14 protein-coding genes are annotated in these 13,726 nt (G+C 64.4%); 11 read left to right on the plus strand and 3 right to left on the minus strand.

Annotated features, from left to right (window positions below; translation table 11 throughout):
* Positions 1-28: 28 nt before the first annotated feature.
* From ACLRDN_RS24340 to ACLRDN_RS24375, 8 genes are all read left to right on the plus strand, one after another.
* The gene (locus ACLRDN_RS24340; RefSeq protein ID WP_413458369.1) at positions 29-1,213 is read left to right on the plus strand and encodes an isovaleryl-CoA dehydrogenase; all 1,185 of its coding nucleotides are present in this window, start codon (positions 29-31) and stop codon (positions 1,211-1,213) included.
* Positions 1,214-1,254: 41 nt separating this feature from the next.
* Positions 1,255-1,857, plus strand: a complete 603-nt coding sequence (locus tag ACLRDN_RS24345; RefSeq protein ID WP_413458370.1) for a 2-hydroxychromene-2-carboxylate isomerase — start codon at positions 1,255-1,257, stop codon at positions 1,855-1,857.
* Positions 1,857-2,273 (plus strand): YchJ family protein, encoded by a 417-nt coding sequence (locus ACLRDN_RS24350; protein ID WP_034339977.1) that lies wholly within the window; start codon positions 1,857-1,859, stop codon positions 2,271-2,273. Before ACLRDN_RS24345 ends, ACLRDN_RS24350 begins: the two co-directional genes overlap by 1 nt.
* An 80-nt stretch (positions 2,274-2,353) precedes the next feature.
* Positions 2,354-3,988, plus strand: a complete 1,635-nt coding sequence (locus ACLRDN_RS24355; protein WP_310836621.1) for a carboxyl transferase domain-containing protein — start codon at positions 2,354-2,356, stop codon at positions 3,986-3,988.
* 22 nt (positions 3,989-4,010) lie between these two features.
* Complete coding sequence (locus tag ACLRDN_RS24360) at positions 4,011-6,026, plus strand: acetyl/propionyl/methylcrotonyl-CoA carboxylase subunit alpha (RefSeq protein WP_413458371.1); 2,016 nt, start codon at positions 4,011-4,013, stop codon at positions 6,024-6,026.
* A 10-nt stretch (positions 6,027-6,036) separates the two neighbouring features.
* Entirely contained in the window at positions 6,037-6,966 is a 930-nt protein-coding gene (locus tag ACLRDN_RS24365; RefSeq protein ID WP_413458372.1) for an MBL fold metallo-hydrolase, read from the plus strand.
* A gap of 98 nt (positions 6,967-7,064) precedes the next feature.
* Positions 7,065-7,574, plus strand: coding sequence for a YbaK/EbsC family protein (locus ACLRDN_RS24370; protein WP_413458373.1), 510 nt, complete (start codon positions 7,065-7,067; stop codon positions 7,572-7,574).
* A gap of 52 nt (positions 7,575-7,626) precedes the next feature.
* Positions 7,627-8,538 carry a hydroxymethylglutaryl-CoA lyase gene (locus ACLRDN_RS24375; RefSeq protein WP_413460443.1) on the plus strand — a complete coding sequence of 304 codons (912 nt, stop codon included), beginning with the start codon at positions 7,627-7,629 and terminating at the stop codon, positions 8,536-8,538.
* A 115-nt stretch (positions 8,539-8,653) separates the two neighbouring features.
* Here the strand turns inward: ACLRDN_RS24375 and ACLRDN_RS24380 are convergent, their stop codons facing one another.
* A complete protein-coding gene (locus ACLRDN_RS24380) occupies positions 8,654-8,809 on the minus strand; it encodes a hypothetical protein (RefSeq protein ID WP_008333632.1) in 156 nt (51 codons plus the stop codon).
* A gap of 304 nt (positions 8,810-9,113) precedes the next feature.
* Here ACLRDN_RS24380 and ACLRDN_RS24385 point away from each other — a divergent pair, with 304 nt between their 5' ends.
* Positions 9,114-10,088, plus strand: a complete 975-nt coding sequence (locus ACLRDN_RS24385) for an NAD(P)H-dependent flavin oxidoreductase (protein WP_413458374.1) — start codon at positions 9,114-9,116, stop codon at positions 10,086-10,088.
* Positions 10,089-10,475: 387 nt separating this feature from the next.
* Positions 10,476-10,745: a hypothetical protein gene (locus ACLRDN_RS24390; protein WP_413458375.1), complete on the plus strand. Its 270-nt coding sequence runs from the start codon at positions 10,476-10,478 to the stop codon at positions 10,743-10,745.
* A 52-nt stretch (positions 10,746-10,797) separates the two neighbouring features.
* Here ACLRDN_RS24390 and ACLRDN_RS24395 read toward each other — a convergent pair whose 3' ends face one another.
* On the minus strand, positions 10,798-11,493 hold the full coding sequence (locus ACLRDN_RS24395) for an alpha/beta fold hydrolase (RefSeq protein WP_413458376.1): 696 nt from the start codon (positions 11,491-11,493) through the stop codon (positions 10,798-10,800).
* A 48-nt stretch (positions 11,494-11,541) separates the two neighbouring features.
* The gene (locus ACLRDN_RS24400; RefSeq protein WP_413458377.1) at positions 11,542-12,702 is read right to left on the minus strand and encodes an MFS transporter; all 1,161 of its coding nucleotides are present in this window, start codon (positions 12,700-12,702) and stop codon (positions 11,542-11,544) included.
* A 270-nt stretch (positions 12,703-12,972) separates the two neighbouring features.
* On the opposite strand from ACLRDN_RS24400, the gene ACLRDN_RS24405 reads away from it, so the two are divergent.
* Complete coding sequence (locus tag ACLRDN_RS24405) at positions 12,973-13,572, plus strand: HD-GYP domain-containing protein (protein WP_413458378.1); 600 nt, start codon at positions 12,973-12,975, stop codon at positions 13,570-13,572.
* Positions 13,573-13,726: the final 154 nt, after the last annotated feature.

A 13,726-nucleotide genomic window follows, 5' to 3' on the forward strand; every position in this document is an offset into this window, starting at 1 on the left:
TCCCCAAACACCCAACGAGGAGACACCCATGATCCACCTGCCCGGCCTCAATTTCGACCATGGCGAAGACATCGCCGCCCTGCGTGAAGCGGTTGCCGCCTTCGCCCAAACGGAGATCGCCCCGCGCGCGGCCGAGATCGACCGCAGCGACCAGTTCCCCATGGACCTGTGGAAGAAGCTGGGCGACCTGGGTGTGCTGGGCATCACCGTGGGCGAGGAATATGGCGGGGCCGGACTGGGCTACCTGGCGCACATCATCGCGATGGAAGAAATCTCGCGCGCCTCGGCGTCGGTGGGCCTGTCCTACGGTGCGCACTCCAACCTGTGCGTGAACCAGATCAAGCGCAACGGCAATGAAGAACAGAGGCGCAAGTACCTGCCCAAGCTGATCTCGGGCGACTTCATCGGTGCGCTGGCCATGTCCGAACCCAATGCCGGTTCCGATGTGGTGAGCATGAAACTGCGCGCCGACAAGAAGGGCGACCGCTACGTGCTCAACGGCAGCAAGATGTGGATCACCAATGGCCCCGATGCCGACGTGCTGGTGGTCTATGCCAAGACCGATCTCGACGCCGGCGCGCGCGGCATGACTGCCTTCCTGGTGGAAAAAGGATATCAAGGATTTTCCGTCGCGCAGAAACTGGACAAGCTCGGCATGCGCGGTTCCCACACTGGTGAACTGGTGTTCCAGGATTGCGAAGTCCCCGAAGAAAACGTATTGGGCGGCGTCGGCCGTGGCGTCAACGTGCTGATGTCGGGCCTGGACTTCGAGCGCAGCGTGCTCTCCGGCGGTCCGCTGGGCATCATGCAGGCCTGCATGGATGTGGTGGTGCCTTACGTGCATGACCGCAAGCAGTTCGGCCAGGCCATCGGCGAATTCCAGCTCATGCAGGGCAAGCTGGCCGACATGTATTCCACCATGATGGCCTGCAAGGCCTACGTCTATGCGGTGGGCCAGGCCTGTGACCGTGCCGACAGCGCCGACAAGGTGCGCGCCCTGCGCAAGGATGCCGCCGGTGCCATCCTCTACTCGGCCGAGAAGGCCACCTGGATGGCGGGTGAAGCGATCCAGTCGCTGGGCGGCAATGGCTACATCAACGAATATCCCGTGGGCCGCCTGTGGCGCGATGCCAAGCTCTACGAGATCGGTGCCGGCACCAGCGAGATCCGCCGCATGTTGATCGGCCGCGAACTGTTTGCCGATACGCTGTAAGCGCCCTCCCCTCTTTTGAAACCTAAAACACGACGGACATCATGAGCTCCCCCATCGATTTCTACTTCGACTTCAGCTCGCCCTACGGCTATTTCGCTGCGGTCGAGATCGACACGCTGGCCGCGAAATACCGCCGCAGCGTCAACTGGCATCCCATCCTGCTGGGCCCCATCTTCAAGGCACTGGGCACCAATTCGCTGGCCAACATTCCGGTCAAGGGCGATTACTCGCGCCACGACATGGAGCGCACCGCACGCTTCCACAATATCTTCTACAAAGCCCCGAGCCAGTTCCCCATCGGCACGCAAGTGGCTGCGCGCGCCACGCTGTGGGTGCAGCAGACCCAGCCGGCCAAGGCAGTGGCCCTGATCAAGACCTTGTACAGCGCCTACTTCACCGAAGACATCGACATCAGCGTGCCCGAGAACGTACTGCGCATCGCCGCCGACAACGGCATCGACCGCGCCGCGCTGGAAACGGCGCTGGGCACGCCCGAACTGAAGGAGCAGCTGCGCGCAGCCACCGAAGCGGCCGGCAAGGCTGGCGTGTTCGGCTCGCCCTTCATGATCGTCGATGGCGAACAATTCTGGGGCTTCGACCGCTTCACCCAGCTGGAAGCCTTCCTCAAGAACGGAAAGATCTGATGAGCACCAAGAAAGACAAGTCCGGCCCCTGCCCCTGCGGCCAGCCCAGCTTCGAGAAATGCTGTGGCCGCTTCATCACCGGTGGCCAGGTGCCGGCCACGGCCGAGCTGCTGATGCGCTCGCGCTATACCGCCTTCGCATTGCGCGACGAAGCCTACCTGCGCGCGACCTGGTTCCCGGACACCTTGCCGGAAGAAGAGCTGACCAGCGAAACCGACGTCAAGTGGATCGGCCTGGACATCAAGAAACACCAGCACGCCAGCGGCAGCGATGAAGCGACCGTCGAATTCGTGGCGCGCTTCAAGGTCGGCGGCAAGGCACACCGCCTGCACGAGATCAGCAACTTCGTGCGCCAGCCCGACGACAGCGGCCAGGCCCGCTGGTATTACGTGGACGGGCGCTTCCCGGAGGACTGACGTTTTCTGCACCATGCCCCGCTGCACCAGCACCGGTGCGGCCGACAGCACAACAAGAAACTGAACAGAGAGACCAAACCATGCCGCAGATTGAAAGCAAGCTCAACCCGCGCAGCGAGGAATTCCAGCACAACCGCGATGCCATGCAGCGCATCGTCGACGACCTGCGCCAGAAGGTAGCGGCCATCGCCGAAGGCGGCGGCCAGGCCGCGCGCGAGAAGCACGTGGCACGCGGCAAACTGCTGCCGCGCGACCGGGTGCAAATGCTGCTGGACCCCGGCACGCCCTTCCTGGAATTCTCGCAGCTGGCCGCCTACGGCATGTACCGCGAGAAAGACCGCGAAGGCAACCTGAAAGATGCCGCCCCCTCGGCCGGCATCATCACCGGCATCGGCCGCGTGGCCGGGCAGGAGTGCGTGATCGTCTGCAACGATGCCACCGTCAAGGGCGGCACCTACTATCCGATGACGGCCAAGAAGCACCTGCGCGCCCAGGAGATCGCCGAATTCAATCACCTGCCCTGCATCTACCTGGTCGACAGCGGCGGGGCCAACCTGCCCAACCAGGATGAGGTCTTCCCCGACCGCGACCACTTCGGCCGCATCTTCTACAACCAGGCCAACCTCTCGGCCAAGGGCATTGCGCAGATCGCCGTGGTCATGGGCTCCTGCACCGCAGGCGGTGCGTATGTGCCGGCCATGAGCGATGAATCCATCATCGTCAAGGAACAGGCCACCATCTTCCTGGCCGGGCCACCGCTGGTCAAAGCGGCCACCGGTGAAGTGGTGACGGCCGAAGAACTGGGCGGCGGCGACGTCCACACGCGCCTCTCGGGCGTGGCCGATCACCTGGCCCAGGACGATACCCATGCGCTGGCCATCGCGCGCAACATCGTCAGCCACCTCAACCGCCGCAAGCCGCAGCAGTTGGCCCTGCGCGAGAGCGTGGAACCCAAGTATCCGGCGCAGGAACTGTATGGCGTGATCCCCACCGATACGCGCAAGCCCTTCGATGTGCGCGAGGTCATCGCCCGCATCGTCGACGGCAGTGAGTTCGATGAATTCAAGGCGCGCTACGGCACCACGCTGGTGTGCGGTTTCGCGCACCTGCACGGCATGCCGGTGGGCATCATCGCCAACAACGGCATCCTGTTTTCGGAGGCGGCCGAGAAGGGCACGCACTTCATCGAACTGTGCTGCCAGCGCAAGATCCCGCTGATCTTCCTGCAGAACATCACTGGCTTCATGGTCGGCAAGAAGGCCGAGAACGAGGGCATTGCGCGCCATGGTGCAAAAATGGTCACGGCCGTCTCCACCGCCAAGGTCCCCAAACTCACCGTCATCATCGGCGGCAGTTTCGGTGCGGGCAACTATGGCATGTGCGGCCGCGCCTTCTCGCCGCGCTTCCTGTGGATGTGGCCCAATGCGCGCATCTCGGTGATGGGTGGCGAGCAGGCCGCCAGCGTGCTGGCTACCGTCAAGCGCGACGGCATCGAAACGCGCGGCGGCAGCTGGAGCGCCGAAGAGGAAGCCGCCTTCAAGGAGCCCATCCGCGCCCAATATGAAACCCAGGGCCATCCGTATTACGCCTCGGCGCGCCTGTGGGACGACGGCGTGATCGATCCTGCCGATACCCGCCAGGTATTGGCGCTGGGATTGTCGGCCGCCCTGAACGCCCCCATCGAAGAGACCCGATTCGGCGTCTTCCGCATCTGAAGCGCGCCACCGAGGAGACACCATGTTCACCAAGATCCTGATCGCCAATCGCGGCGAAATCGCCTGCCGCGTGGCCGCCACCGCCCGCCGCCTGGGTATTGCCACCGTGGCCGTCTATTCCGACGCCGATGCGCAGGCCAAGCACGTGGCCGCCTGCGACGAGAGCGTGCACCTGGGCCCGGCCCCGGCCAAGGAAAGCTATCTCTGCGCCGACAAGATCATCGCCGCCGCACTCGCCACGGGCGCGCAGGCGATCCATCCCGGCTACGGCTTCCTGTCGGAGAACGCCGGATTCGCCCAGGCCTGCGCCGATGCCGGCCTGGTCTTCATCGGCCCGCCGGCCTCGGCCATCGATGCCATGGGCTCCAAATCCGCTGCCAAGGCCTTGATGGAAACGGCCGCCGTACCGCTGGTGCCGGGCTATCACGGCCAGCGCCAGGAGAGCGACTTTTTACGCGCGGAAGCAGACCGCATCGGCTACCCGGTGCTGCTCAAGGCCAGCGCCGGTGGCGGCGGCAAGGGCATGCGCGTGGTCGAACGCAGTGAAGATTTTGAAGCGGCACTGGCCTCCTGCAAGCGCGAGGCGATCTCCAGCTTTGGCGATGACCGCGTGCTGGTGGAAAAATACCTGACCCGTCCGCGCCATATCGAAATCCAGGTCTTTGCCGATGGCCATGGCCATTGCGTCTATCTGTTCGAGCGCGACTGCTCGGTGCAGCGCCGCCACCAGAAGGTGCTGGAAGAAGCCCCGGCCCCCGGCATGAGCTGCGGCCGCCGTGCTGCCATGGGCGAGGCGGCTGTGGCGGCTGCGCGTGCGGTGGGCTACGTCGGTGCCGGCACGGTGGAATTCATCGCCAACCAGGATGGCAGCTTCTACTTCATGGAGATGAATACGCGCCTGCAGGTCGAGCACCCCGTCACGGAAATGATTACCGGACTGGACCTGGTGGAGTGGCAATTGCGCGTGGCATCGGGCGAAGAGCTGCCGCTGAAGCAGGAGCAACTGCGCATCCAGGGCCATGCCATCGAGGCGCGCATCTATGCGGAGAATCCCGAGAAAGGTTTCCTCCCCGCCATCGGCACGCTCACCCGCATGCGCAGCGCCCCTGCGGTGGAATTCACGCTGGCCGCACCCGGTGCCACGCAACCGGCGGCCGTGCGCATCGACGCCGGCGTGCGCGAGGGCGATGCCATCTCGCCCTTCTATGATCCGATGATCGCCAAGCTCATCGTCTGGGGTGCGGACCGTGATGCGGCCCTGCGCAACATGGCGCGTGCGCTGGCGCAATACCAGGTGGTCGGACTGGCGACCAACATCGGCTTCCTGCAGCGGCTGATTGCAGGCCAGGCATTTGCGACGGCCGATCTCGATACCGGCCTGATCGAACGCCACCGCGACGCGCTGTTCCCTGCCCCGGCTGCGCCCACGGCCGACACGCTGGCGCTGGCCACAGCTGCCCTGCTGCAACAGGAGCAGCGCCATCAGGACAGCCGCGATCCTTGGGCGCAGACCAGCGGCTGGCGACTCAATACCCGCCTGCAACGCAGCCTGCATTTCGAGGATGACTCAGGCAACAGCGAAGTCCGGATCGACTACGCAGGCGACGGTCGGCAATGGCAATTGCAGATCGGCGGCAACACGCACACGCTGGCCCTGTATGCGGCCAGTACCGACAGCGTGCGCATCTCCCTGGATGGCCGCACCCTGCAAGCGGACGTAGCATGGGAAGGCGAAGGGCTGCACCTCTTCGATGGCCGCAACCAGCACAGCCTGCGCCTGCCCGACCCGATGGCCCATGCAGGCCACACCGAGGCCGAGGGCGGACGGCTGACCGCGCCCATGCCCGGCAAGATCGTCGCGCTGCTGGTGGACCAGGGGGCGAGCGTGACGCAAGGCACGCCGTTGCTCATCATGGAAGCCATGAAGATGGAGCACACCATCGCCGCGCCCTCGGCCGGCACCGTGGAGGCGCTGCGCTACGCGGTTGGCGACCAGGTGGCCGAAGGTGCGCAGCTGCTGGACTTCAAGGCCGCGTGAGCCGCGCGCCGTGAACACTTCCGCACTCAGCCTGCCCGCCTCGCTGCACGTGCTGGAGCGGGGCTGGCTGTCATCCAACAACGTGCTGCTGTTCGGCCGCGATGAAGTCGCCATGATCGACAGCGGCTACGTTGCCCATGCCGAACAGACGCAGACGCTGGTGCGCCACGTCCTGCACCAGCGCGGGCGGGAGCGGCTCGATGTGCTGCTCAATACCCATCTGCATTCGGACCACTGCGGCGGCAATGCCGCCCTGCACGCCGCCTATGGCTGCCGCATTGCCATCCCGGCTGCCGAGGATGCCAAGGTGCGCCAGTGGGACGAAGACGCCCTGAGCTACCGTGCCACCGGCCAGCGTTGTCCGCGCTTTACGCACGATCAGTTGATCCGCAGCGGCGAGGTGCTGCGCCTGGGGGACCTCGACTGGACCGCCCTGGCCGCGCCCGGCCACGACCCGCATGCGCTGCTGCTGTATTGCGCGCAGGAGGGTGTGCTGATCTCGGCCGATGCCTTGTGGCGCAATGGCTTCGGGATCATCTTCCCGGAGCTGGATGGCGAATCCGGTTTCGAAGAGGCGCGCGCCACGCTGGAGCTGATCCGCAGCCTCGATGTGCGCACAGTGATTCCCGGCCATGGCGCGCCCTTCACCGAGGTGGACGATGCGCTGGAGAAGGCCTTCTCGCGGCTGGATTATCTGCAGGCCGATCCGCTGCGCAATGCGCACAATGGCATCAAGGTCCTGGTGAAATTCCTGCTGCTCGAACGCGGTCGGATTGCACTGGCGGACTTGCCGGCGATGATGCGGGAGATCCCCTTGTTGCGCATCACCAATGCGCGCTTCCTGCAGATGGAGGATGCGGCCCTGGCCGACTGGTGCGTGGCGCAACTGCAGAAGGCGGGCGCGGCGGCCAGCGATGGCGTGTTCCTGCTGGATCGCTGAATGCGGGCCTGCGCGGCAGAGGGGGCGGGGGTGCTGTTATCATTTCCGGCTTGTCCTGCTGCCGGCCTTGCGCCTCCTAGTCAAACGCCATGAACGCCATGAACGAACCTGCTGCCGCCCTGCCCTCTTCCGCCCAACGTGTTGCCGACCTGCTGGCGGCGATGGGCCATGACAAACCGGTCACGATGCTGCCCTCGACCGGCCGCACCTCGGCCGAAGCCGCTGCGGCCGTGGGCTGCAGCGTGGCCGAGATTGCCAAGTCCATCATCTTCCGCCGAGTCTCTGACGGTGCGCCGGTGCTGGTCATTGCCAGCGGTGCCAACCGGGTGGACGAAGCCAAGGTCACCGCCCTGACCGGTCCGCTCGGCAAGGCCGACGCCAAGTTCGTGCGCGAGACGACCGGTTATGCCATCGGCGGCGTCTGCCCCATTGGCCACGTGGTCAAGCCGGTAATGCTGATCGACCGTGACCTGTTCAACTTTGACAGCGTCTGGGCGGCGGCCGGCCATCCGCATGCCGTCTTCAACCTCACGGCCGCGCAGCTGGAGAAGATGACCGGCGGCACGGTGGCCGATGTGCGGCTCGATGCTGCGCCGGCGGCCAGCTGAACTGTTCGACAGCCATCCACGCATTACAACAACCCCAACGGAGACCCGCATGATGACCCTGCCCAAGAAAGTGAAGATCGTTGAAGTCGGACCGCGCGACGGTTTGCAGAACGAGAAGGAAACCATTTCCGCCGAGGTCAAGATCGAGCTGGTGAACCGGCTTTCTGCGGCGGGTTTTCCGAATGTGGAGGCGGCTTCTTTCGTCTCGCCCAAGTGGGTGCCGCAGATGGCCACTTCCAGCGAGGTGATGCATGGCATCACGCGCAAGCCGGGCGTGGTGTATTCCGCGCTGGTGCCCAACATGAAGGGCTTCGAGGCGGCGCTGGAGGCGGGGGTGGATGAGGTGGTGATTTTCGGAGCGGCTTCGGAGGCGTTTTCGCAGAAGAACATCAATTGCTCCATTGCCGAATCCATCGAACGTTTTGCCGAAGTGGCCAAGGCCGCCAAGGACCACCGCAAGCGCCTGCGTGCGGCGGTGAGTTGCGCGTTCGGCTGTCCGTACCAGGGGGAAGTCCCGCTGGACGCGGTGGCCGACGTGGTGCGGCGTTTCCGCGAGCTGGGCTGTGACGAGATCGATATCGCCGACACCATCGGCGTGGCCACGCCGGGCAAGGTGCGGCCGGTGATGGAGACGGCGATCCGTGAATTCCATATCGAAGGCTTGTCGGGTCACTTCCACGATACCTATGGGCAGGCGCTGGCCAATATCTATGCCAGTCTGCAGACGGGCATCAGCATCTATCACGCGTCGGTGGCGGGGCTGGGGGGCTGTCCTTATGCCAAGGGCGCGACCGGCAATGTGGCGACCGAGGATGTGCTGTACATGATGAACGGGCTCGGGATCGAGACCGGGATCGACCTGGATGCGGTGGCCGAGGCGGGGCAGTTCATCTCGCAGCAGCTGGGGCGCAAGTCGGTGAGCAGGGTGGGGAATGCGTTGGCGGCCAAGCGCGCCGCTGCGTGAGTCGATGCCAAGGCGCCCTGAGCGCAAGGATGGAGAACGCCGGGCGATGACCCGGCGTTTTACTTCGCAGGAATTTCTCGCACCGGCGACTACAGGGCCAAAGACAGCGCTCAAGTCACTGCTGGCGATAACGCCGCAAGCCGCGCACCGGCAGCTTGTCGGACTCGATGAGGGCCTTTTTCAGTGCACGCTTGTGCAGCACCGCGCCCCCAATCAGTGCGACGGCGGCCAGGACGATGATGAGGACATTGACGAGATCAAAGTGTTGCATGATTCCCCCCTACGGCTAATAACGACAGATGGAACGCGGGCATGGCCCTTCCGGCTGAGCCGGTCCGCAAGACGCCCCCGGTAGCGCCCTGCGTGGCCTGTTTTACTGCAGGCTTGTGGAAAACATAGCACGCATCGAAGGAAAGACAGTAAATCATATAAATAATTTCCTGAAAATTCCCCTTCACGCAACAAAAAGCACGACCGTTATATTTTGTCGCTTTTTGTCCTATAATCGCCGGACAAAAGCGGCATGGGGTCCCGCCCTGTTGCCTTGAGATAACGACAACCTTAAAGAGACGACCATGCCCCCAGCCCCTGCTTACCCCAAAGCACTGCAAGATCTGCGCCTGCCCATCATCTGCTCGCCCATGTTCATCGCCAGCGGCCCGGCGCTGGTGGCAGCCCAGTGCAAGGCCGGGCTGGTCGGATCGTTTCCTGCACTCAACGCCCGCCCGGCCGAGCTGCTCGACACCTGGCTGACCCAGCTGCAGGACGAGCTTGCCCAATGGCAAGCAGAGCACCCGCAACGCAAGGCGGGACCGATCGCGGTCAACCAGATCGTGCACCAGTCCAACGACCGCCTGGCCCAGGACGTGGCCACCTGCGTGAAGCACCAGGTGCCCATCATCATCTCCAGCCTGCGCGCGCCGCCCAAGGAAATGCTCGATGCCGTGCACAGCTATGGCGGCATCGTGCTGCATGACGTGATCTCGCTGCGCCATGCCGAGAAAGCCCTGGAAGCCGGCGTCGATGGCCTGATCCTGGTGGCTGCCGGTGCCGGTGGCCATGCAGGTACGCTCTCGCCCTTCGCGCTGGTGGGCGAAGTACGCAAGATGTTCAAGGGGCCGCTGGCCCTGTCCGGCTCCATCGCCACCGGCGATGCAGTGCTGGCGGCGCAGGCCATGGGCGCGGACTTCGCCTACATGGGCTCGCGTTGGCTGGCCACGCGCGAATCCAATGTCGACGAGGGCTATCGCCAGGCCATCGTCGAGTCGACCGCGGCCGATGTGGTCTACACCAACCTCTTCACCGGCGTGCATGGCAACTACCTGAAGAAGTCCATCGTCAATGCCGGCCTCGATCCGGACAACCTCCCCGAAGCCGACAAGACCAAGATGAATTTCGGTTCCGGCGGCGGCAGCAAAGCCAAGGCCTGGCGCGATATCTGGGGCGCAGGCCAGGGCGTGGGACTGATGGAAGATGTGCCGACCGTGGCTGAGATGGTGGACCGGCTGGAAGAGGAATACCGCGCCGCGCGTGCGCGGCTGTCGCTGTGAGGCGACGAATTTGCAGCAACGGATGAGCTTCAGGCCGTCATGAGTGGCCTGAAAAACTAAGTAAAAGGCGGACCGCTACCCGGGTCCGCCTTTGTTTTTTGAAGTAGCCATTCGCAGCAGATGGGGAACGCAGCCAGTCGCGGCGCGTCCAAGCGGGCATCTGCTCTTCTCTTTCCGCGCGTTGTGCGCCGGCTTGTACGAATTGTCTGTCAGACAAAATCTTATTTTTCGTCTCACTTTGCAACTCGCGGCACTTCTGTTGGGAGGTCCGGTCGTACTTGTTCGCTTCGTGCAGACGCAAGGCACTTGATGCGCTGTGGCCACCCTCACACGGCATCGCCCTGCGGCAAAAGAAGAGTCAACCATTCAATTGCGAGGACCACCACCATGACCAGCTTCCTGAGAACCAGAAAAGATCGTCATCCCAAACAAGACAAACCGCGCCTGCCGCATGAGCAGGACCAGAATGCGGACCGCCAGGCTGCGGCCAACAGCGGCCATGCGGTCGATCGCCCCGAAATCCGCCAGGCCTACGACGACATCCGCAAGGGTCAGGTCGATACCGACCTGCGCGGCACCGGCGGCCTGGACGAAGTCAACAAGCGGCCCGGCAGCCGCTCGGCCGAAGCGCCCCGCAAAGAGCTCGACAAGGACTGAAGCCACGCCCAGGCCCTGACGCGCCGGTCCCGGACTGGCCGACGCGCAGGCTTCAGAGGCCCGATTGCTCCATCCAGCCCGAGATGATCCTGAACAATTCCTGCGGCTTTTCCATCGGCGTCATGTGACCGCAGTCGCCGATGATCTCCAGGCGCGCTTGCGGTACCTGGCGCGCCATCTCTTCCGATTCCTCCACACTGCGCAGCTTGTCTTCGTCACTGCTGACGATGAGCACCGGACATTGCAGCCGTTGCAGATCCTCGGCATTGCTGTCGCGCAGGGTCTGCAACTGGCGCAGGAACACCTCCTTGCCATTGGCCAGCGCCATGGCCTGCAGCCGGTCCAGCAGGGCGCGCTCGGTGCTGCGCGCCGGGTGCAGCGAAGAGGCCAGCGCACGCGATGTCAGTCCCTTGAAGGGGGTGCGCTGGGCCAGCTCGATCTGCGCCAGTGTGCCCGCCGATTCGCGCTCGGTCTGCGGGCGCGATGAGGTATTGAGCAAGCCCAGGCCCAGCACGCGCTCCGGCGCCTTGAGCGCAATGGCTTGCGCCACGAAACCGCCCATCGAAAATCCGAATAGCACGAAGCGTTCCGGCGCCTGGCGCAGCACGGCATCGGCCATGGCCTGGATGCCGATATCCTGGCCAAGGTCGCCGAAGGTCAATGTACCCAGCGTGGACAGATCGGCCTGCATGTCATCCCACAGGTGAGCATTGAGCATGAAGCCCGGCAGCAGGACCAGGTTGCGCATCGTATTTTTTCCTTGCATCAGAGGTTGTAGAAATGAAAAGCGGAAGCCTTACTGCAGCCACTGCGCACGGCGACTGGACCCGGCCATGGCCAGGCACAGGACGCCCAGCAAGGCCAGCGCAGCCTGCAATCCCCAGCCATGGGCGAGGAAGCCGAACACCGGCGGGCCGATCAGGCTGCCGCTGTAACCGAGCGTAGCCACCGCCGCCAGGGCGCTGGAACCGTGCCGCCCGGCGGCACTGAAGACGAACGGGAAGACCGCCGCCACACCGGTCCCGGCAATGGCAAAGCCGAGGATGGCCAGCGTCATGCCGGGTGCGGCCACGGCCAGGGCGATGCCCAGGCTCGCGATGAGCGTGCCGACCCACACCACGCGGCGCGCATCATAGCTGGCCTTGAGGCGGTCGCCGATCATGCGCATGATGAGCATCATGCCGGCGAAGGCAGCATAGGCCAGGGGCGTGGCCCCGTCGCTGGCACCGATGTGGTCCTTCATGTAGATGCCGCTCCAGTCGGCCACCGAGCCTTCGACGATGGCGCCGCAGAAAGCGATCACGCCCAGTACCACGAGATGCCCGTGCGGCAGCGCGAAGAGCTTGCGCGCGGGATCGTGCTCGGGCCGGTCATCGGGCAGCGCTTCATAGCAGGCATAGAGCGGATAGAGGAACAGCGCGGCCACCAGCAGGAAATGCCAGATCGGTGCGATGCCCATGCCCGCCACGCCACTGGCGACGAGCGCACCGGAGAAGGTGCCCACGCAGAACCAGCCGTGCAGCATGGACATGATGGGCCGCCCGGCGTCGCGTTCGGCCTGGGCGCCCAGCGCATTGATGGCGACGTCGAAGCAGCTGGAAGCCGCCCCGTAGAGCGTGCAGATCAGCATCAGCGCGGCCACGTTCGGCGCCAGTCCCAGTAGCGGCAGCGACACCAGCAGGGCCAGCCCCGCGTAGAGTGTGCTGTGGCGCGCGCCGTAATGGCCGGTGATCCACGCGGCCAGCGGGAAGGAGCCGACCGCGCCGATGCCGCCACACAGCAGCACCAGCGCCAGCGTAGCCGCATCGAGCTGCAGATGGTCCCGGATGGCGGGAATGCGGGCCGCCCAAGTGGAAAACACCACCCCCAGCAGCAGGAAGAACAGCGGGATGGCACACTTGCGCCAGATCAGGCGCGAGGGAGAAGACGGGCGGGAAGTGGACAGCTTGGTTGTCATCGATCAGTCAGGAATGTAAACTGCGCAGAATCATTTCTTTCCTGAAATGAGTTTCAATATTGCAGACCGCTATTATCCGACAACCGGGAAAACGCATGCACATGCGTCGTCGGACCAGCGGGTCGGGGCTTCCTTCAAGGGGAGGCTCAATCAGAGACAAAGGGACCTGCAAAGGTTCACGGCAGGCGCATCGCCTTCCACCTATTCATCAAGCGACACCTCTGAGCGACCGTGCACGCTGCCAGCGGCTGCAATCACGCAGGGACAGGAATGCCAGTTTCAGAACCGAACAAGATCTACCAGGAAGTCATCGATGCATTGATCGCCCTGCATCGGCTTACTGACGGCTATACGCCCAATCACGAAGACCAGACCGCCGAGCTGGCCGTGATGATCGGCCGCCACCTGGGCCTGCCGGCCGAACGCATCGACGTGCTGCACATGGCGGCCCAGGTGCACGACATCGGCAAGGCCCGGATACCGCTCGACTTGCTGACCAAACCCGGCCGCATTACCGCAGACGAATACGGCGTACTCAAAACGCACGTGCAGTTCGGTTACGAGATCTTGAACAAGATCAGCTTCCCCTTCAACCTGGCCGAGATCGTCTGGTGCCATCACGAGTACCTCGATGGCAGCGGCTATCCGCGCGGCATCGGCGGCGATGCACTGCCGCTGGAGGCGCGCATCCTGACGGTGGCTGACATCGTCGAATCGATGTCGGCCGACCGCCCCTATCGCAAGTCGCTGGGCATGGCCACGGCCCTGGAAGAAATCCAGCGCCAGAGCGGAACGCGCCTCGATCCCGTGGTGGTGGATGCCTGTGTGCACGTGGTGCGGCAACACAACTGGCGGCCGGTCGCCAACTAGGGCCTGTTCACATTAAATCTGCGAGATGCGTTGCCCCCAGAAGGCGGGCTGGCAAGGCGCGCGTCAGGGCTGGTGGTGGTGCCACCAGCCCTGACGTGCAACGCGGCCAGCGCGCCTTCTGGGGGCAACCCTCCGGGAGAGGCCGCCAAGCGTC

Source organism: Herbaspirillum huttiense (assembly GCF_047300815.1).
GTDB classification, from domain to species: Bacteria; Pseudomonadota; Gammaproteobacteria; order Burkholderiales; family Burkholderiaceae_D; genus Herbaspirillum; species Herbaspirillum huttiense_A.

What these genes read in the sequence shown, in the direction of transcription:
- ACLRDN_RS24340 (WP_413458369.1), top strand. Translation starts at nt 29, where the DNA reads ATGATCCACCTGCCCGGCCTCAATTTCGACCATGGCGAAGACATCGCC.
- ACLRDN_RS24345 (WP_413458370.1), top strand. Translation starts at nt 1,255, where the DNA reads ATGAGCTCCCCCATCGATTTCTACTTCGACTTCAGCTCGCCCTACGGC.
- ACLRDN_RS24350 (WP_034339977.1), top strand. Translation starts at nt 1,857, where the DNA reads ATGAGCACCAAGAAAGACAAGTCCGGCCCCTGCCCCTGCGGCCAGCCC.
- ACLRDN_RS24355 (WP_310836621.1), top strand. Translation starts at nt 2,354, where the DNA reads ATGCCGCAGATTGAAAGCAAGCTCAACCCGCGCAGCGAGGAATTCCAG.
- ACLRDN_RS24360 (WP_413458371.1), top strand. Translation starts at nt 4,011, where the DNA reads ATGTTCACCAAGATCCTGATCGCCAATCGCGGCGAAATCGCCTGCCGC.
- ACLRDN_RS24370 (WP_413458373.1), top strand. Translation starts at nt 7,065, where the DNA reads ATGAACGAACCTGCTGCCGCCCTGCCCTCTTCCGCCCAACGTGTTGCC.
- ACLRDN_RS24375 (WP_413460443.1), top strand. Translation starts at nt 7,627, where the DNA reads ATGACCCTGCCCAAGAAAGTGAAGATCGTTGAAGTCGGACCGCGCGAC.
- ACLRDN_RS24380 (WP_008333632.1), bottom strand. Translation starts at nt 8,809, where the DNA reads ATGCAACACTTTGATCTCGTCAATGTCCTCATCATCGTCCTGGCCGCC.
- ACLRDN_RS24385 (WP_413458374.1), top strand. Translation starts at nt 9,114, where the DNA reads ATGCCCCCAGCCCCTGCTTACCCCAAAGCACTGCAAGATCTGCGCCTG.
- ACLRDN_RS24390 (WP_413458375.1), top strand. Translation starts at nt 10,476, where the DNA reads ATGACCAGCTTCCTGAGAACCAGAAAAGATCGTCATCCCAAACAAGAC.
- ACLRDN_RS24395 (WP_413458376.1), bottom strand. Translation starts at nt 11,493, where the DNA reads ATGCGCAACCTGGTCCTGCTGCCGGGCTTCATGCTCAATGCTCACCTG.
- ACLRDN_RS24400 (WP_413458377.1), bottom strand. Translation starts at nt 12,702, where the DNA reads ATGACAACCAAGCTGTCCACTTCCCGCCCGTCTTCTCCCTCGCGCCTG.
- ACLRDN_RS24405 (WP_413458378.1), top strand. Translation starts at nt 12,973, where the DNA reads ATGCCAGTTTCAGAACCGAACAAGATCTACCAGGAAGTCATCGATGCA.